Consider the following 18,927-nt stretch of genomic DNA (forward strand, 5'->3'; position numbering starts at 1 on the left):
TAAATCTTCACTATTATTAATCATTCAAAAATCATTTGTCAACACCTCTTTACTTTTCAAAGCATGCTGATTCATTTATTTATAGTTTTTTTGACAAGAGGTGCCATTTGCAAAACTTATAACAGTTTTACAATATTTTCAACCTTTTTGTCTAATAATTCAACCCACCCTTCAAAAAAAGCACTGACTTTTTCAAATTCCCCGTTTGATTCTCCGTCTATCTTCTATATTATATTGTTCAAAACTCTTCTTCGATCTGCCTGGAGCTAAAAACAAGTTTGGCACCATCATAAATCAATTGATTGGTACCCAGTGATTCAGGGCTCGTAACATTACCAGGAAGCGCAAATACTTCCCTGCCGTGTTCCAAAGCAGCTTGTGCCGTAATAAGGGAACCGCTTCTTTCTTTTGCCTCCACCACGAATACGCCCTTTGATAATCCACTGATGATTCGATTCCTAAGTGGAAACATCCATGGTTCCGCCTTCACTTCCGGTGGAGTCTCAGATATAAGCAGGCCTTTATTCATGATTTCTTCAGCAAGGGTAAAATTGGATTTCGGATATATTTGCTTAAGCCCCCCGCCTAAAACCCCTATCGTATCTCCGCCTTCCCTTAATGTGATCTTATGTGACTCTGCATCGATTCCAGCCGCCACTCCGCTTATGATCACGAACTTTTTCTTTACAAGCGGTAATATAATCGTTTTTAAGGCCTCCATCCCATACGAGGTTGGCTTGCGTGTTCCAACTACACCCAAGGTATTCTTCCTTGTTAAAAGCTTCTTATCACCTTTTAAATAAAGAACCCACGGAGGATCGAATATTTGTTTTAGCAAAAAAGGATATTCATCATCGAAGATCGTCAAACAATGGATTTGGCTATCTTCATATTTTTTAAGTTTTTCAATGGAATGGAGTGAATGTAAATCTTTGAGAAAGAGGTTAAGCTTATTTGAAGGGATTGGGAGCATTTTTGCCCATTCAACATAATTCGTCGTGAACAGGGAAGACAATGATGGGTCTTTGGACATGATTGCTTGGATTGTTTTCCATCCTGCTCCGCGGCAATGATGGAGATGGATTAACTTTTCTTTTTTATTCAATTGGAAACGCCCCTAATCGGATATTTTTAAAGGTAGGTTGATAGTGATGCACTTGGTCTCTCCTGAGGAAATTCGAGGAAATAAAGACCGACCCAAAAAAAGGTCGGCCCAGCTTAAATCAATGCGTTTTACAAGGTTCGTAAATATCTTTTTCTTTTAAAACGGAAATCAATGTTTCCCCCATTACGGATGGAGTTTCGGCAACTTTAATTCCACATTCGTTCATGACACGGATCTTCTCGTCAGCCGTCCCTTTTCCTCCTGAGATGATGGCACCAGCATGTCCCATGCGTTTACCGGCAGGAGCCGTACGGCCACCAATGAAACCAACAACTGGCTTAGTCATATTTTCCTTCACCCAGATTGCCGCTTCTTCTTCTGCCGTTCCGCCGATTTCCCCGATCATGATCACCGCATGTGTTTCCGGATCTTCATTGAACGCTTTTAAAACATCAATGAAATCCGTTCCGTTAACGGGATCTCCACCGATACCGACAGCCGAAGATTGTCCGATGCCTGCTTGAGATAATTGGTGAACAGCTTCATATGTTAAAGTTCCAGAACGAGAAACTACGCCTACATGGCCTTTTTTGTGGATATACCCTGGCATGATACCAATCTTACACTCTTCAGGAGTAATGACACCTGGGCAGTTCGGTCCGATCAAGCGAGTTTTTTTGCCTTCCATGTAGCGCTTCACCTTGACCATATCCAGTACAGGAATATGTTCCGTGATACAAATGGCAAGATCAAGTTCTGCGTCCACGGCTTCAAGAATTGCATCGGCAGCAAATGGTGCCGGTACATAGATAACAGATGCACTCGCACCGGTTTCAGTGACAGCTTCGGAAACTGTATTGAATACAGGTACCCCTTCCACTTCTGTTCCACCTTTACCCGGAGTGACTCCCCCTACGATTTTCGTGCCGTATTCCAACATTTGTTTTGTATGAAATAATGCTGTTGCACCAGTGATTCCCTGAACGATCACTTTCGTATCTCTATTAATATAAACGCTCATTATGTTCCCCCCTGCCTATTATCCTACAAGTGATACTATTTTTTGTGCTCCATCTGCCATTGATTCAGCAGCCGTAATATTTAAACCTGACTCTTTTAGAATCTTTTTGCCAAGGTCCACATTCGTTCCTTCAAGACGAACAACAAGAGGGACATCCAGTCCAAGCTCTTTGGCAGCAGCCACGACGCCTGTAGCGATGATGTCACATTTCATGATTCCTCCGAAGATATTAACGAAGATGCCTTTAACATTCTGATCGGAAAGGATGATTTTGAAAGCCTCTTTTACCTTTTCCTCAGTGGCGCCGCCACCAACGTCAAGGAAGTTAGCGGGATCTCCCATATAATGTTTAATGATGTCCATCGTCGCCATAGCTAGCCCGGCACCATTAACCATGCATCCGATATTTCCGTCAAGCGATATGTAACTTAATCCATGTTTTGATGCTTCAATCTCTTTCGCATCCTCTTCATCCAAATCACGGTACTCCGCGATGTCCTTATGGCGGTAAATCGCATTATCATCGAAATTCAATTTAGCATCAAGCGCCATTACATCGCCGTCGCCCGTTACCACTAATGGGTTGATTTCTGCGATTGAGCAATCCTTATCAACGAAAGCTGTATATAGGTTAATCATCAGTTTGGAAGCTTTATTTATAAGTGAAGCCGGAATATTGATATTGAATGCAATCCTCCGTGCTTGGAAACCAGTCAGGCCGACAACCGGATCGATTACTTCTTTGAATATTTTCTCTGGTGTCTTTTCGGCCACTTCCTCAATTTCCGTACCGCCTTCTTCAGAAGCCATCAATACGACACTGTCCGTAGCACGGTCAAGGACAAGCCCGATATAATACTCTTTAGTAATGTCGCAGCCTTCTTCAATAAGTAAACGCTTAACTTCCTTGCCTTCAGGTCCCGTTTGATGGGTCACCAGTGTCTTGCCCAGAATCTCTGCTGCATATGTACGTGCTTCATCAAGATTCTTCGCTACCTTGACTCCGCCGGCTTTACCGCGGCCGCCCGCATGAATTTGAGCCTTGACGACAACAACTTCCGTACCTAACTCCTTCGCTGCTTCAACTGCTTCATCAACAGTAAAGGCAACCCGGCCATTTGGAACGGATACCCCGTATTGTCGCAATATCTCTTTCCCCTGATACTCATGGATATTCATTTCCCATCCTCCTTATCTACTAAAAAACAACTTTGAAATTTAATGCGTGTTTTCTCTATCATATTACAACAAAATTCTCCCTCGTGCATAATATTCTTTCACATAATTTTTGAAATATTATTATAATATACTTCCTTACCCTTTAATAAAATAGAAAAAACCTTCTGCGCCGTTGTGTTTTTTTCTTATTAATATCATTTATTTCTGATCTGCAATTCTAGTACAATAAGAGTCATATTTTTATCAAAAACGCTTCCATGAAAGCCTTTTCAATCTATTGCTCCAGAGATATTCTCATGAAAAACTACGGTTACCCTGGTCTTGATTCAAAGGAAAAGCAAAAGGACAAAGCCATGGCTTTGTCCTTTAACAAATAGTTTAGTATTTTTTTAATATAATGAAAAAATGTCAGTGATTTCCCTAATATTCTACATAAACCAACAGAAACCCTTTGTCGAAACCAAATGGTTAGTCTCCTACCGATTCATGTCCTTGTCAACTTTATAAATGAATGCAAATACCTCTGCAACAGCTCCATACAATTCTTCCGGAATCATTTGATTTATATCCAATTGACCTAAAAGTGCAGTAAGCGATTCGTCCCTTTGGACCGGTATATCGAATTTCATGGCCTTTTCCATAATAGATTCAGCCGTTTTCCCTTTCCCCTTGGCCAATATGACGGGCGCTTTGGATGTCTTTTGATCATACTTTAAAGCAATGGCTTCTTTTCGTTTATCATTTATCATATTCGAATATCCACTCCACTATATGGACCTGCTTCTGAAAAAGGAATCGGTTTCCCCCTAAGGTCCCGCTCTTTTTCATATACGGGATTTACAAACGAAACTCCTGATAATCTGTAATCCATTTTCCCAAGATTCTCTCTCAAGATGTCAAGATATTGACCGGCCGCCTCTTCAAGGGTTGCACCATGACCATTGATGACCGTCACTTTTATGATTCGGTTTTGAACCTGCATGTCGATGACCGTCTCTTCAAGGCGCTCCAGTTCTAAATAAAATAGGACTCGGCAGTAATCAGGGTCTATTTTGCCTTCTTTTGTCTTCCTTCCGCTCCATTGTAACGTCAGATCCGTTTGAGTAGATCCCAGATTGAGTGGAAGTGTAATGAGTAAATTCTGAATCGGCCCGTTTTCCTGTGAAAGGATCTGTTGTGCAGTAATCCGATTCAGGATTTGTTCTGCCATCTCCTTGATAGCTGCCGGAATTTGCTCATTCAGCAATTTAAGCAGCAGCGGTTTAAGTGTCTCTAAATCATTGGGGAAACCCGCCATATCATCTCCTGGAAGATTAATGAGTGCATGTTCCAGCTGGAGTCCAAGGATCTTGGTCATTTCTTTCAGTTGGTGTGCGACAGAAGGTCCATTGGTGAAATCGATTGTTTGAAAATCAGCTTCCAATACATGTGAAAGGACCAACTTCTCATTAATCCTAGCGTATTGCGCCTCAGGAGGCTTATTAAGCGACTGAAACAGCAATTCAGCCACTTTCCCCTTCGACTCAGCTACTTTCTCTGTGTCCTTATTCAAGTAGCCAATAAGGTCATTCACTTCTATTTTTCCGCCTGCTGCCTTTGTAGCTATCGCTTCGGCAAAAGCATTCTGGATTAAATGAAAGGCCAGAGGGGTAAGTTTTTCTGCAGAAATGTTTTTTCTCTGCATCGAGTGGATATCATTCGGCAGTTTTGCCTTCTCATGATCATGACTATTCAATATGCGGTTAATAGCCATTTCGATTTCTTCAACTTGTGCAAATGCTCCGCCTTTAGCCTCGGAAAGCAGCTGCAATCCTTGGTTTAATTTATCAATCGCTGAATTTTTAGGAATACCGGACCTAACCTCAGCTCCATCCATTAAACTTTCAAGAAAGACGGATTCCGTCATTCCCTCTGGAACGAAACCCGTCTTTTGAAGCAGGGAAAATGCCCCGGATTTCATTTCTGGTGTTGAATCGGAATTCAGCCAAGTGGTCAAAAGTTTTTGCAAACCGATTTGTTGAAGCTGGTGCTGTTTGGCAACATGTAAAGAGTCCAATATCTCCACTAGCTTGGAGGCAGTCCTCGTTACTGCCCCCCCATCCTGCAGCTGCTGACTGAAGCCACTGAGGAGTTTGTGGAAAGGTTCACCTTTGGACTCCGTAAATAATGCATCAAATACACCTTTTACAAAAGGCAGTTGCTGAATGAACATTGTTTTTATTACAGGCAGACCAACATCTTCAGCATCAGCAGCTTTTAACCATTGCAAAGCGGATTGAAAAGTTTCCTTGGTTATCGGAAGGCCGTTTGTCAGCAGGTATTCGGCAAGCTTGGTTGCGGCCGGTTCAGGTTTTATGCCAAGGTGAGCGATCAATTGTGCAACAGTTCCCTTTATGCCAGAAACGTTCAAATTGGGGGAATCTAAAGCTTTTAACACGACACGCCCTTCAATTGGTTGCTGCACTTGAAACCAATACTTCACTCCTTTACGAAGCGGGATATCAAGAGTGGCAACCATTTTTTGATGGCCAACCTGTACCTCGGCCGTTTGGTTAAGAAAAACCTTATTCACCTTCCCGAAAAGGATTTGCCCGTTTTTCAAACTCGCAATTCCTTTTATTTCAATGGGTGAAGCTACTGGTTGACTGCTTGTTATGGATTGCACCACTCATCCCCCCCTTATTCCTTCGTTCGCGCAGCGATTTCCTTAACTGGTGCAAAACTTCTTCTATGCCAAGGTGTAAGCCCGTGTATGTCGAGGGCTTCTAGATGTTGGCTTGTCCCGTAACCCATGTGCTTTTCAAAACCATATTCCGGATATTTTTCACCATATTCCTTCATCATCCTATCACGAGTCACCTTGGCTATTATGGATGCCGCAGAGATGCTAATGCTTCTTGCGTCCCCCTTTATGAGCGAAAGCTGGGGAATCGGGACATCCAGTTCCATCGCATCGATCAACAAATGATCCGGAAGTTCTGACAGATCGTTCACTGCTGCCACCATTGCCTTTTTCGTAGCTTGATATATATTGATTTCATCAATTACTTCGCTATGTACAACACCTACACCTACGGATATCGCTTCCTTTAAAATCATCTCATAAAACTGTTCCCTTTTTGACTCCGGGATCTTTTTAGAATCATTAAGCCCTGGCAAATAAAAAGAATCAGGCAAGATGACTGCACTTGTCACAACCGGTCCTGCCAGAGGTCCTCTTCCCACTTCATCGATGCCAGCGAGAATGGAAAACCCCTGTTTCCGTAATTGCCTTTCAAACTCTGTCATTTCCGTGAAAGCATCCCTTACCTGTTGTTCCTTTTCATAAGTTCTTTGCCATTTGTTTACTAAGTCGGTTACTCCCTTCCGTCCGTCCTCCCGGCATTTCTGTAGAAATAAATCTTCAGGCTCTCTTATCGTCTTTAACTTTAAGGAGATTTCCTTAATGCTCATTGCAGTTATCATCTTTTATCACCCATCATTTTAATTATCGGCAGTCTTGCTTCTATTCTACAGTTCAGACAAAAATACGGAGCGGAAAAGAGACATCAAAAAGATAAAATCTTTTCGACATCCAACTCCAGCTCCGTATTACAACACTCAAGTCAATGTTAATTTTCTTCGGGGATATCATCTTTTTCATAATCCGAAGGAACCTCGAACGTAAGCGGGCCCATCTTTTCTGAACGGATTTCACGTACGACCAACTCTGCGGTTTTGTCATAATCGATGAAGCCCCCAGATGCTAAACAGCCCCTGAACTTTCCGACAGCATCAAACAATTCGAGCGTTTCCTGTGGAATTACTCCCAGGTTATAACGGGATTTCAATCTTTCCGGATATTCTTTTTCCAAAAAACGAAGGCCGTATAATGAGACTTCGTGCAAGTTTAAAATCGTATCCTTGATCGCACCTGTCAACGCAAGCTTCAAACCTACTTCTTGATCCTCGAATTTCGGCCATAGAATCCCTGGCGTGTCGAGCAATTCCAATTCCTTACCTACTTTTATCCATTGCTGCGCTTTCGTGACTCCAGGTGTATTTCCTGTTTTGGCAATATTCTTTTTGGCAAGTCGATTGATTAAAGTCGATTTCCCCACGTTCGGAATGCCGACTATCATGGCACGGATCGCTCTCGGCTTTATTCCTCTTGATTCCATCCGCTCATACTTCTCTTTTAAAAGATTTTTGGATGCGGCTGTAATCTGGTTTAAACCGTTTCCTGCTTGTGAGTTAATGGCAATCGCCGTTTTCCCCTGCGATTTATAATGTTCCAGCCACATATTCGTTTTTGCCGGATCGGCCATATCAGCTTTATTCAAAAGGATAACCCTTGGTTTATGCTGAATGATTTCATCGATCATCGGATTTCGCGAAGATGCCGGAATCCGGGCATCCACAAGTTCAAAGATGATGTCGATCAGTTTTAATTTCTCTGTTACTTCCCGTCTTGCTTTGGCCATATGGCCAGGGAACCACTGTATTGTCAATGGAATCCACCTTCCTACTATTCCGCCAATCGAAAGTCTTCGATCGGCCAATAAACTAATTTAGTTTTTCCTAACACTTTATCGTAAGGAACGACACCTACACCAGTATGGCGGCTATCCTTGCTAAAACGGCGATTATCCCCCAAGACAAATAGGTGATCTTCAGGCACCGTTCCTTGTTCTATGACATCACTTAATGTAAAAGGTTCCGTCAAAGCCCCGCCATCAATCAATTGTTTTTTATATTCATCCAAGTATGGCTCATCATAAGCTTTTCCATTCACGTAAAGAGTATCATTTCTATATTCAACTTTTTCCCCTGGCAATCCGATGACCCGCTTTATGTAATCTTTGCCTTCCGGAGCTTCGAAAACGATAATGTCGAATCTTTTGGGTTCGCCAATCGAATAGGAGATTTTATTAACGATCATGCGGTCCGTATCCTTTAATGTCGGCATCATGGAATTGCCGTCCACAACAATAGGAGCCAGGACGAAATAACGAATCAGCGTCGCCGCTATAACCGCGATTATGACCGCCTTTGTCCATTCCCACAATTCATTTTTCTTTTTCGCCATCCTTATCCACCCTTTTTAAAGCATATCAACAATTATTTTAACATGTTGCGGACGCTATAGCGAGCAGGATTCTATATAGCTTTCACCCTATGTGCATTCATCGTTTCTTAAAGTGCAAAAAGGGAGCCTGATAAACAAGCTCCCTTTTTTTGCATGATACTGTTTGGTTATTCACCTTATGTGGATCATGGTAAACCCGCATGAAGATATTCGAAGAATTAACGACGAATTTCTTTAATACGTGCTTTTTTACCACGAAGTTCGCGTAGGTAATAAAGTTTCGCACGACGTACTTTACCGTGACGGATAACTTCTAGTTTCGCAATTTTTGGTGTGTGAACAGGGAAAGCACGTTCTACTCCAACGCCGTAAGAGATCTTACGCACTGTGAAAGTTTCACTAACTCCGCCGCCACGACGTTTGATTACAACGCCTTCAAACAACTGGATACGTTCGCGAGTTCCTTCAATAACCTTTACGTGTACACGTACTGTGTCACCAGGTCTGAATGATGGAAGATCTGAGCGAAGTTGTTCTTTTGTGATTTCGTTAATAAGATTTTGCATCGATTTCAACTCCTCCTGGACGCTCTTGCAAATACTTATTGTTTGCAGCGGAACATCGTTATAAGACTGAGCATTTTGCCCAAGTCACAAGGTATATCCTATCATACTCTAAACGTCGATGCAATAGACATCAGTCTTCTTTTTTAATCTCGGACAATAATTTTTTTTCAACTTCCGAAAGTTCATAACTATCGAGCAAATCCGGACGCCGAATCCAAGTTCTGCGCAGAGATTCCTTCATCCGCCATTCATCGATTTTTTTATGATTCCCGGATATTAGCGGATCGGGAACTTTCATCCCCCGGAAATCTGCAGGTCTAGTGTAATGGGGATGCTCTAACAAACCAGAAGAATAGGAATCAAGAATCGGGGAGTCAACATTTCCCAGAACGCCAGGCAGCAAGCGAACAACGCTGTCAATAATGACCATTGCGCCCAGTTCCCCGCCTGTAAGTACAAAGTCACCAATAGATATTTCATCCGTTACGACATGCTCCCGGATGCGCTCATCATACCCTTCATAATGCCCGCAAATGAAAATGAGATGCTCCTCTTCCGCAAACTCTTCGGCTTTTTTCTGCGTGTAACGCTCTCCCTGGGGACAAAGGAGGACCACCCTTGGGGTTAGCTCCCCTTGCCCTTTAAGTGCTTCCACAGCATCAAAGATCGGCTGTGCCTTTAATACCATTCCGGCACCGCCTCCATAAGGATAATCGTCTACCGTCGAATGCTTATTATCTGCATAATCTCGAAAGTTGGTCACCTTATAGCTCACAGCCTGCTTTTCCGCAGCCTTTTTTAAGATTGACGAACCAAATACCCCTTCGAACATTTCTGGAAAAAGCGAAAGCACATCGATTTTCATCAGTCTAAAAGTCCTTCCATCGGTGTAATGATTACCTTTTTAGCGGAAATATCCACTTCTTTAACAATTTGTTCAATATATGGGATCAGGATGTCCTTACTGCCAGCTTTCTTAATGACCCAAACATCATTGGCACCAGGCGTAAGAACCTCAACGATTTCCCCAACTTCCATTCCTTCATCCGTAAATACCGAACAGCCGATGATTTCATGGAAGTAGAACTCACCTTCGTCCAATTTACCAAGCTGTGCTTCCTTCACTTTCAGGACCCCGTTTTTAAATGCCTCGACCTGTCCGACGTTATAATAATTCTCGAACGTCAATAGATTAAAGTTTTTATGGGTGCGATGCGACCTGATGATGAGGGGCAGGGGTTTTTTCTCCGTGTCCCTAAACAGATACAGAGTATTTCCGACTTTGTATCGTTTTTCTGGAAAGTCTGTTGAAGAAATTACACGGACTTCTCCTAAAAGACCATGTGTGTTGACAATTTTACCTACATTAAACCATTTTTCCATTCTTTCACCTCTAACGAATTTCCGAGACGATTCCATCTTTTATGACAATGGTCTTCGTTGCCATGATTTCGTCCCAATCTGCCCCAATTTCCACATCAATGATACTTTGAACTTCCCGTTCCTTCAATTCACTACCTGCGGGAAGGATCTCCAACTGCTCCATTTGAAATTCAAGCAGTTTAATTTTTTCTTGCCTCTGGTTTATTTCTTTTTCAAAATGAGCACGGAGACTAGCAGGTTGGAGAGTTCTTGTTTTTTCAAGTTTTTTCAGTTCAAAGCGAAGCTGTTCACTCTCTTTTTGAAGCTGAAGGCGTTTTGACTTGTATTTCTCGAGGAGCTGATTCTTGCTGGATTCCGTTAATACTTGGTTAACGATTACATTTTGGAGAATTTTCATTCCAGCACCTCCTATTATCTATGATTTCTTATTTCCTTCAAAAAATATGTATGATGGGGTAATCTTTTTGAAATGGGGGTCATTCTCTTAAGTATAACGTAAATCGGTAAAAGATGCGTCTTAAAAAGGCGTAAAGTTTAAAGTCCGGGTCTATTCAATTAGGATCCAAGTAGAAATTTCACTTTCTTGAAGTACAAAAAAAGGAGGGGTATTAACCCTCCTTATTCGGAAATCTCCAAATGGATTTTCTTCTGCTGTGAAGATCCTGCTGCATATACCACAGTCCGAATCGCCTTAGCAACACGCCCTTGTTTACCGATTACCTTGCCCATATCCTCTTTATGAACGGAGAGGATATAAACAATCCGGTCGGATTCTTCCTTGGAGGTCACGATGACCTCTTCCGGATAATCCACAAGTGCTGAAACAATCGTTTCAATAAGTGCTTTCATCAACTACCGTCGATTACTTGCTGTTTTTTGCAACATGGAATTTTTCCATGATGCCTTGTGTAGAGAATAAGTTACGAACTGTATCAGATGGTTTAGCTCCATCTTGTAACCATTTAAGAGCAAGCTCTTCGTTGATTTCAACTTTAGCTGGTTGAGCAACCGGGTTATAAGTTCCTACCACTTCAATGTAACGTCCGTCACGTGGTGAACGAGAATCTGCAACTACAATACGATAGAAAGGAGATTTTTTAGCTCCCATACGTTTTAAGCGAATTTTTACTGCCATTTTAAATAAGCACCTCCGAATAGTTTCACACAAGATAGTATAATATCAAATGTCTTGCATGTTTGTAAAGGTTTTTTTCTTAACAGGTAAAAAAAGTGTTGAAATACATGGCTTCGACCCGTATTCGCCTCAGTTCAGACCTGAAATAAACCTTACATGAACGGGAATTTGAATCCCTTTTTCTTTCCTTTTTGCATGTTCGTGACCTGTTTCATCATCTTCTTCATTTCTTCGAATTGCTTCAGTAGACGGTTCACTTCTTGAATCGATCTGCCGCTTCCTTTTGCAATCCGCTTCTTGCGGGATGCATTCATGGTTTCCGGATGTTCCTTTTCATGCGTTGTCATTGAACGGATGATAGCTTCAACATGACCGATCTGTTTCTCATCGATCTGAAGGTTGTCCATCCCTTTCATTTTATTCGCACCGGGAATCATTTTCAGAATATCATCAAGCGGTCCCATATTCCGCACCTGACCAAGCTGATCAAGGAAATCATCAAAGGTAAAAGTGGCGGTACGCATCTTTTTCTCTAATTCTTTCGCTTTTTCTTCATCTACATTGGCCTGTGCTTTTTCGATAAGGGTCAATACATCACCCATGCCGAGGATCCTTGACGCCATCCTTTCTGGATGGAACGCTTCAAGTGCATCCAGTTTTTCACCCATACCGACGAATTTGATCGGCGTGTCGGTGACTGAACGAATTGAAAGTGCCGCACCACCACGTGTATCCCCATCAAGTTTCGTTAATACGACTCCTGTCAGGCCTAACTGTTCATTGAAGCTTTGGGCTACATTGACCGCATCCTGACCTGTCATCGCATCGACAACCAGGAAGATTTCATCAGGGTTAGTCAACTCTTTGATATCCTTCAGTTCGCCCATCAAGTTTTCATCCACATGAAGACGGCCTGCAGTATCAATCAATACATAATCATGATGTTCTTCCTTAGCTTTTTCAATTGCCTTTTTGGCAATTTCAACAGGGCTGACCTGGTCCCCAAGGGAGAAAACAGGCATGCTTAATTGTTTGCCAAGTGTTTCAAGCTGCTTAATCGCCGCCGGACGGTAAATATCAGCCGCAACGAGCAATGGCTTGCGGTTGTATTTTTTCCTAAGAAGATTGGCAAGCTTTCCTGTGGTCGTCGTTTTACCAGCACCCTGAAGACCTACCATCATAATGACAGTCGGTGGTTTCGAGGCAACGGCAATCTTGCTCTGTTCGCCGCCCATCAGCTCAGTCAATTCTTCCTTAACTACTTTAATTACCTGTTGACCGGGGGTTAAGCTTTTCAGCACTTCCTGACCTACCGAACGTTCACTGACACGTTTTACAAAATCCTTCACGACTTTAAAGTTAACATCCGCTTCAAGCAGGGCCAATCGAACTTCACGCATCATTTCTTTAACGTCCGCTTCGTTGACCTTCCCTTTTCCACGGATCTTTTGCATCGTGCTCTGCAGTCGGTCGGCCAATCCTTCAAATGCCATATTGCCGCCTCCTAATCCAACTTCTCAAGCGTTGTGATTGCGTCTAGCAGCTTCTCTTTTGAAAAGGATTCCTTTTCTATGAGTCCCTTCATATTCGCAATCCACTGGTTACGCTCTTGAAATTTTTGAAATAACAATAGCTTCGCTTCATATTCCTCAAGCATCGCTTCTGTTCTTTTTATATTATCATAGACTGCCTGCCTACTGACTTCGTATTCATCGGCAATCTCGCCAAGAGAGTAATCATCCAGATAGTAGAGGGACATGTAGCTCTGCTGCTTCTCTGTTAACAACGATTGGTAAAAGTCATACAAATAATTAATCCGCGTTGTCTTTTCAAGCATCTTAGCAAGCCTCCCTGCTGTTAAGTGAAAACCCTTTACAAGTTTATATTGTAAAGCCTTGTTTATTTGATGTCAAGTTAAACTCCTTACCACGTGTTTGCAAAGCATTATTTTTTTCATTTTCCGCTTCTTTTTTGGACCTTTCATCAATTGGTCCTCCAATTTTCATAGTAAAAAACCAGAAGAGAATGAACTCTTCCGGCTTACAATTTCCACTTAAACCTCTTCTTTATCGATGATATCAGCAAAAAGGCCATAAACATATTTCTCGGCATCGAATTCCTGTAGATCATCCATTTTTTCACCTAGCCCGACAAATTTAACGGGAATGGCCAATTCATTGCGAATCGCCAAAACGATTCCACCTTTTGCGGTGCCATCAAGCTTTGTTAAAACAATACCGGAAACATTTGTCGCTTCCTTGAATGTTTTGGCCTGGATAAGGGCATTTTGCCCAGTTGTAGCATCAAGGGCAAGCAGCACCTCGTGTGGTGCACCTGGTACTTCACGTTCAATTACACGTTTCACCTTTTCCAATTCCTTCATTAAGTTGACTTTATTCTGCAAGCGACCGGCAGTGTCACAGATAAGGATATCCGCTTTTCGTGCCTTGGCGGCCTGAATGGCGTCGAACATGACAGCAGCTGGGTCAGAGCCTTCACCCTGTTTGATTACACTTACACCGACACGCTCACCCCAAACCTCAAGCTGTTCAATCGCACCGGCACGGAAGGTATCCCCTGCAGCCAATACGACAGATTTCCCTTCTGTTTTGAATTTGTGGGCGAGTTTACCAATGGTCGTCGTTTTACCTACCCCATTAACCCCTACAAATAAAATGACCGTCAAACCTTCTTCTTGTATATTCAGGCTTGAAGTCGCTTCATCATCACCTTGGTAGATTTCAACAAGTTTTTCGGAAATAACGGACTGCACTTCCCTCGTATCAGAGATATTGCGAAGCTTGACTTCCATTTTTAATTGATCAATCAATTCCATAACAGTATCAAAGCCTACATCAGCCTGTATCAGGATTTCTTCAAGTTCTTCAAAGAAGTCCTCATCCACTTTCCGATAACGGGCAACAAGTTCATTAACCCTTCCAGTAAAGGAATTCCTCGTCTTTGTCAAACCTTGTTTGAATTTTTCCCCAATGGATACTTCTGCTTCAACTGATTTTTCTTTTTCTTCCTGAATCGTAAATTTCTCTTTTAACTTTTTGAAAAAACTCATTGTCCCACTTCCTCTAATTCATGAATTTAAACTTCCATAAAGTTTTCTGATTCTTCCATCCGGACAGAAACAAGTTTGGAGACACCTGACTCCTGCATCGTAATGCCATATAGGACATCTGCCTCTTCCATCGTGCCCTTGCGGTGAGTAATCACGATGAACTGCGTTTCCCTGCTGAACTTTCTTAAAAATTGGCTGAACCGGACGACATTCGCCTCATCTAGCGCTGCCTCGACTTCGTCAAGGATACAGAAAGGAACAGGACGCACTTTTAGAATCGAGAATAAAAGGGCTATGGCTGTCAATGCCCGTTCTCCGCCGGATAAGAGGCTCAAATTTTGCAGTTTTTTTCCGGGAGGCTGCGCAATGATATCCACCCCTGTATTTAGCAAATCATCAGGATTCGTCAGTTTCAGCTCAGCCCTGCCTCCGCCAAATAAAGCTTTGAAGACTTGTTCGAATTCTTTACGGATCGAATAGAAAGTATCCGCAAAGCGCCGTTTCATTTCATCATCCATTTCATCGATGACTTGGAATAATGTATCTTTCGCCTGTTGAAGGTCTTCCTTTTGAATAAGAAGGAATTCATAGCGTTCAGCTACACGTGCATATTCATCAATTGCACCTAAATTCACCGTACCCAGTTCCTCGATAGCAAGCTTGATGAGCTTCACCCTTTTTTGAGCTTCGTCGGCAGGCATCATCAATGGATACCGTTCTTTAGCACCTTCAAAGGAAAGGGTATATTCTTCTCGCAAGTGGTCGAGGCGATTTTCCAGTTCGACATCCAGACGAGTTAATTTCACTTCTTCATCCTTTATCACTTCGACAATGCCTCTATAAAGTCGATTTTCTTCTTTCAAGGACAGTTCGAGCGTTTCAACTTCCATTAGAAGCTCGTTTTTTTCCTGTTTTTTTATGGTGATTCCTTCAATTGCCCCATTTTTATCGAGCAATTTCTGCTGAGCCATATCTTCCAGGGACTCTTCCCCGCTTGAACTGTCTGTCATTTCATTGGTAAGGAGCCCTAAATCATCTTTGTTTTCCGCAAGCCTGCTTGATTCCTTAGAAAGATCCGATTCAATGCGTTCCATCTTCTCTTTTTGGTTTTGCAGCTGGCCACGCTTGGAAGCCAGCATTACCTTCAGTTCATTCGTTTCTTCAGCAAGGCTCTCTTTTGAAGATTGTTGTGATTGCTTTTGTTCGGTCATTTCGGAAATCAACCGGTCCAGACCTTCAATTTCCGATTTACATGATTCCAAAAGTTCTTCCAGCTCTTCAAGTCTTGCCTTTTTTTGCTGTTGTTCTTCTAAATATGAATTTTTATCCAAATCATAAAGATGCAGCCGTTCATTCACATTTCTTTCCTGAAGCTCCACTTCACGGAGTTCCCCTTTAAGGGTTTGTTCTTGTAACCGAAGTCTCTCTCCCGTTTTTCTGGTTTGTTCAAGCGTTTGCTCTTGAACACCGACATCCACTTTGAGCTGTTTGACTTGCTTTTCAAGCTGATTCGTTTTCACTTCCATTGCAGCAAGTTTTTGTTGAAGCTCCTCCAATTCAGTTTTCCTTGAAAGCAGGGAGGTCGTTTTTTGCTTTAAGGCTCCACCAGTCATTGAACCACCTGGATTGACGATATCCCCTTCAAGTGTTACGAAACGGAAACGGTGCTGCATCATTTTCGCCAGGTCATTTGCCCCTTTTAAATCCGTGGTGATAATCACTGTTCCTAATAAGTTTTCAGCAATCGCTGCATGCCTATCATCATATTGGATCAATGAGGAACCAGTCCCTACAAAAGCTGAATGGCTCTTCAGCATCGATAATTGGTTAGCTGATATCTCTCTTGCCTTAATGACTGATAAAGGCAAGAAAGTCGCACGCCCGTACCTATTTTTCTTCAAGAAGGAAATGGCTTCCCGTGCATGCTCTTCGCGTTCCACGACAACATGCTGCATCGCTCCGCCCAAAGCCGTTTCAATGGCCGTTTCATACTCCTTAGGAACCTTTATCAATTCCGCAACTGCCCCTTCAATGCCTCGAAGGGTTTCTTTCGCTTTCAAAACCTCTTTTACACCCTGAAAGAAGCCTGCATAATCATCTTCCATTTCTTCAAGCAGTTCCTTACGCGATTTAGCCTGTTGAAGGAATTGATAGGCCTTATAAAGGGTGGTTTCTTGTTTTTGATACGAATCTTTTGCCGCATTCAATTTATTCTGCTGATTTCGGAAATAAGTGACATGCTCTTCAAGCTGCTTGGTCATATTGTCCATCAGCTGTGAATATTCCATTTTTTTAGCAGTGATATCCATTCTTTCAGTTAAGAACTTTTCATTTTCCATATCAAGTTTTGCATTTTTATGTTCCTGTTGCGCAAGCTGCTGAAGCAGGTATTGTTTTTCGTTTTTGGCCGTGGCCTGCTTGTTCAACCACTCGATATAGTCACTCTTTTTCGCTTCGATCACCGCTTCTATATCACTATTGAAAAGGCCGAGGCTTTTTTGTTTTTCATGTAAGGTTTCAGAAATCCCTTTCACTTCCAAGTTCAGTGCATGCAGGATTTCCGTTTCTCTTTCCTTTTGCAAAGTCAACCGCTCGACAGCAGCCTCACCTTCCACAATCGCTTTTTCCAGCTGTGACTTGTTTTGGGCGGCATTTTTTTTCCGTTCTTTCAAAACTTCTTTACGGCCTTCAAGCTTTTCAAGTTCTTCGCTGGCATTAAGGAGAATCTCCTGCAGGCCATTGATCGATGTCTCAAGCGTCGCTAGACTATCCCTTAGCTTTTTGAGATGCGCTTCCCTGTCCTGAAGCTGTCCTGCCATTTGCTGTTCCATTTCATTATGTTTTTCAAGTTCCTGTGATAGTTTTTCCCATTTTTCATAAAGCTCTTCAATTTCATAAACGGTTAAAGCCACTTCTATTTGCTCTAGTTCGTCTTTCTTCGCCAAAAATTCCTTGGCGAGGGAAGACTGAATTTTTAACGGCTCCACCTGCCCCTCCAATTCATGGAGGATATCATGGACACGGTTTAAATTATCCTGTGTTTCCGTCAGCTTCGATTCCGCTTTTCGTTTTCTCGTTTTATACTTCAGGACACCGGCCGCTTCTTCAAAAATCACTCGTCTTTCTTCAGCCTTACTGCTAAGGATTTCTTCTACTTTCCCTTGGCTGATGATGGAAAACGCTTCTCTCCCAAGACCGGAATCCATGAAAAGGTCTATGATGTCTTTCAGACGGCAACCTTGATTATTAATGAAAAATTCACTTTCTCCCGATCGATATACACGTCTTGTCACACTGACTTCATGAAAGTCGATCGGCAGGGAATTGGTCTCGTTATCAAGGGTCAATGATACTTCCGCAAAATTCAACGCTTTCCTCGTGTCACTTCCCGAAAAGATGATATCTTCCATTTTTGCTCCACGCAGTGATTTCGCAGACTGCTCTCCAAGGACCCACCGGACTGCGTCGGTCACATTACTTTTACCGCTTCCGTTTGGTCCAACCACTGCCGTGACACCAGGTACAAAATCTATCGAAATTTTCTCTGCGAAAGATTTAAATCCTACAACGTCCAAACGTTTGAGGAACATGACCTTTCCCCCTCTACTGTTCAACTATCTTGTTGATTTTTTTCTTTTAAAACGATCAATGCATGCTCGGCTGCATGCTGCTCCGCTTCTTTTTTGGACTTTCCTATTCCAGAGCCAAGTTCTTCCCCATTCAATGAGACCGTCGAAACAAACTCCCGATTATGGGCCGGTCCTTTTTCCTGCAAGATCTTATATTGCAGGACACCGATGGCATCGCGCTGGATCAGCTCCTGAAGCTGGCTCTTATAATCCATCACATGAGAAAAAGCACCCTCGTCTATCTTCGGAAACACGACATTCGTCAAAAACTGCACAACTGGCTCTAATCCTTGATCAAGGTACAAAGCACCGATATAGGCTTCGAATACATCCGCAAGCATGGCAGGGCGTTCCCTTCCACCTGTCATTTCTTCCCCTTTTCCGAGTAATACATATTCCCCGTAAGAAAGGCTATTGGCAAAAGCAACAAGTGAAGGCTCACACACAATGGCTGCCCTTAGTTTGGTAAGTTCACCTTCGCTCATCATCGGATATTTTTGATATAAGTATTTAGAGATGGTCAGTTCAAGTACAGCGTCCCCCAAGAATTCAAGCCTTTCATTATCTTCATAAGGCTTACGGCGATGCTCATTCACATAAGATGAATGTGTAAAAGCTTGTTTCAATAAATTTTCATCTTTAAAATGAAAACCCAGATTTTCCTGCAACTGTTTGAATTTATTTTCCTTGATTGATGGTTTACGATTATTTCCGTTCCTACGCATCACACAAAACCCTCCACGGTTCAAAAAGCATATTTTTCCAATATAT

Annotated in this window: 20 protein-coding genes; all 20 read right to left on the minus strand. The window is 42.4% G+C overall.

The features are described 5' to 3' along the window. Positions 1–238 precede the first annotated feature (238 nt). Positions 239–1,105 carry a DNA-processing protein DprA gene (gene dprA, locus J7I90_RS04170; RefSeq protein WP_251025094.1) on the minus strand — a complete coding sequence of 289 codons (867 nt, stop codon included), beginning with the start codon at positions 1,103–1,105 and terminating at the stop codon, positions 239–241. A gap of 118 nt (positions 1,106–1,223) precedes the next feature. Continuing rightward, positions 1,224–2,126: a succinate--CoA ligase subunit alpha gene (sucD, locus tag J7I90_RS04175; RefSeq protein ID WP_214768537.1), complete on the minus strand. Its 903-nt coding sequence runs from the start codon at positions 2,124–2,126 to the stop codon at positions 1,224–1,226. Positions 2,127–2,144: 18 nt separating this feature from the next. Beyond that, a complete protein-coding gene (sucC, locus tag J7I90_RS04180) occupies positions 2,145–3,305 on the minus strand; it encodes an ADP-forming succinate--CoA ligase subunit beta (protein WP_214768538.1) in 1,161 nt (386 codons plus the stop codon). Between the two features lie 476 nt (positions 3,306–3,781). Then, positions 3,782–4,054: an EscU/YscU/HrcU family type III secretion system export apparatus switch protein gene (locus J7I90_RS04185; RefSeq protein ID WP_214768539.1), complete on the minus strand. Its 273-nt coding sequence runs from the start codon at positions 4,052–4,054 to the stop codon at positions 3,782–3,784. Then, complete coding sequence (locus J7I90_RS04190; protein WP_214768540.1) at positions 4,051–5,970, minus strand: hypothetical protein; 1,920 nt, start codon at positions 5,968–5,970, stop codon at positions 4,051–4,053. Before J7I90_RS04190 ends, J7I90_RS04185 begins: the two co-directional genes overlap by 4 nt. A 14-nt stretch (positions 5,971–5,984) precedes the next feature. Continuing rightward, a complete protein-coding gene (locus J7I90_RS04195; RefSeq protein WP_396020080.1) occupies positions 5,985–6,767 on the minus strand; it encodes a ribonuclease HII in 783 nt (260 codons plus the stop codon). A gap of 149 nt (positions 6,768–6,916) precedes the next feature. Beyond that, the gene (ylqF, locus tag J7I90_RS04200; RefSeq protein WP_214768541.1) at positions 6,917–7,795 is read right to left on the minus strand and encodes a ribosome biogenesis GTPase YlqF; all 879 of its coding nucleotides are present in this window, start codon (positions 7,793–7,795) and stop codon (positions 6,917–6,919) included. Positions 7,796–7,812: 17 nt separating this feature from the next. Then, complete coding sequence (gene lepB / locus J7I90_RS04205; RefSeq protein WP_214768542.1) at positions 7,813–8,373, minus strand: signal peptidase I; 561 nt, start codon at positions 8,371–8,373, stop codon at positions 7,813–7,815. A 218-nt stretch (positions 8,374–8,591) separates the two neighbouring features. Next, positions 8,592–8,939, minus strand: a complete 348-nt coding sequence (gene rplS, locus J7I90_RS04210; protein WP_034313702.1) for a 50S ribosomal protein L19 — start codon at positions 8,937–8,939, stop codon at positions 8,592–8,594. 130 nt (positions 8,940–9,069) lie between these two features. Further along, the gene (gene trmD / locus J7I90_RS04215) at positions 9,070–9,804 is read right to left on the minus strand and encodes a tRNA (guanosine(37)-N1)-methyltransferase TrmD (protein WP_048684912.1); all 735 of its coding nucleotides are present in this window, start codon (positions 9,802–9,804) and stop codon (positions 9,070–9,072) included. Beyond that, positions 9,804–10,322 (minus strand): ribosome maturation factor RimM, encoded by a 519-nt coding sequence (gene rimM, locus J7I90_RS04220; RefSeq protein ID WP_034313708.1) that lies wholly within the window; start codon positions 10,320–10,322, stop codon positions 9,804–9,806. The genes trmD and rimM overlap by 1 nt, the downstream gene beginning before the upstream one ends. Positions 10,323–10,332: 10 nt before the next feature. Beyond that, positions 10,333–10,719 (minus strand): YlqD family protein, encoded by a 387-nt coding sequence (locus tag J7I90_RS04225; RefSeq protein ID WP_034313711.1) that lies wholly within the window; start codon positions 10,717–10,719, stop codon positions 10,333–10,335. A gap of 221 nt (positions 10,720–10,940) precedes the next feature. Then, a complete protein-coding gene (locus J7I90_RS04230; protein WP_214770057.1) occupies positions 10,941–11,171 on the minus strand; it encodes a KH domain-containing protein in 231 nt (76 codons plus the stop codon). A gap of 13 nt (positions 11,172–11,184) precedes the next feature. Further along, positions 11,185–11,457, minus strand: coding sequence for a 30S ribosomal protein S16 (gene rpsP / locus J7I90_RS04235; protein ID WP_048684918.1), 273 nt, complete (start codon positions 11,455–11,457; stop codon positions 11,185–11,187). A 152-nt stretch (positions 11,458–11,609) separates the two neighbouring features. Then, on the minus strand, positions 11,610–12,950 hold the full coding sequence (gene ffh, locus J7I90_RS04240; protein ID WP_214768543.1) for a signal recognition particle protein: 1,341 nt from the start codon (positions 12,948–12,950) through the stop codon (positions 11,610–11,612). A gap of 11 nt (positions 12,951–12,961) precedes the next feature. Next, entirely contained in the window at positions 12,962–13,294 is a 333-nt protein-coding gene (locus tag J7I90_RS04245) for a putative DNA-binding protein (RefSeq protein ID WP_034313718.1), read from the minus strand. 43 nt (positions 13,295–13,337) lie between these two features. Beyond that, positions 13,338–13,463: a hypothetical protein gene (locus J7I90_RS27680; RefSeq protein WP_285289406.1), complete on the minus strand. Its 126-nt coding sequence runs from the start codon at positions 13,461–13,463 to the stop codon at positions 13,338–13,340. Positions 13,464–13,510: 47 nt separating this feature from the next. Continuing rightward, positions 13,511–14,527, minus strand: coding sequence for a signal recognition particle-docking protein FtsY (ftsY, locus tag J7I90_RS04250; protein ID WP_214768550.1), 1,017 nt, complete (start codon positions 14,525–14,527; stop codon positions 13,511–13,513). Between the two features lie 26 nt (positions 14,528–14,553). Continuing rightward, the gene (smc, locus tag J7I90_RS04255; protein WP_214768556.1) at positions 14,554–18,117 is read right to left on the minus strand and encodes a chromosome segregation protein SMC; all 3,564 of its coding nucleotides are present in this window, start codon (positions 18,115–18,117) and stop codon (positions 14,554–14,556) included. 20 nt (positions 18,118–18,137) lie between these two features. Then, positions 18,138–18,881, minus strand: coding sequence for a ribonuclease III (gene rnc / locus J7I90_RS04260; protein ID WP_034313726.1), 744 nt, complete (start codon positions 18,879–18,881; stop codon positions 18,138–18,140). Between the last annotated feature and the right edge of the window lie 46 nt (positions 18,882–18,927).

This window comes from Bacillus sp. ISL-57, assembly GCF_018613135.1.
In the GTDB taxonomy this organism is placed as follows: Bacteria; Bacillota; Bacilli; order Bacillales; family DSM-1321; genus Peribacillus; species Peribacillus frigoritolerans.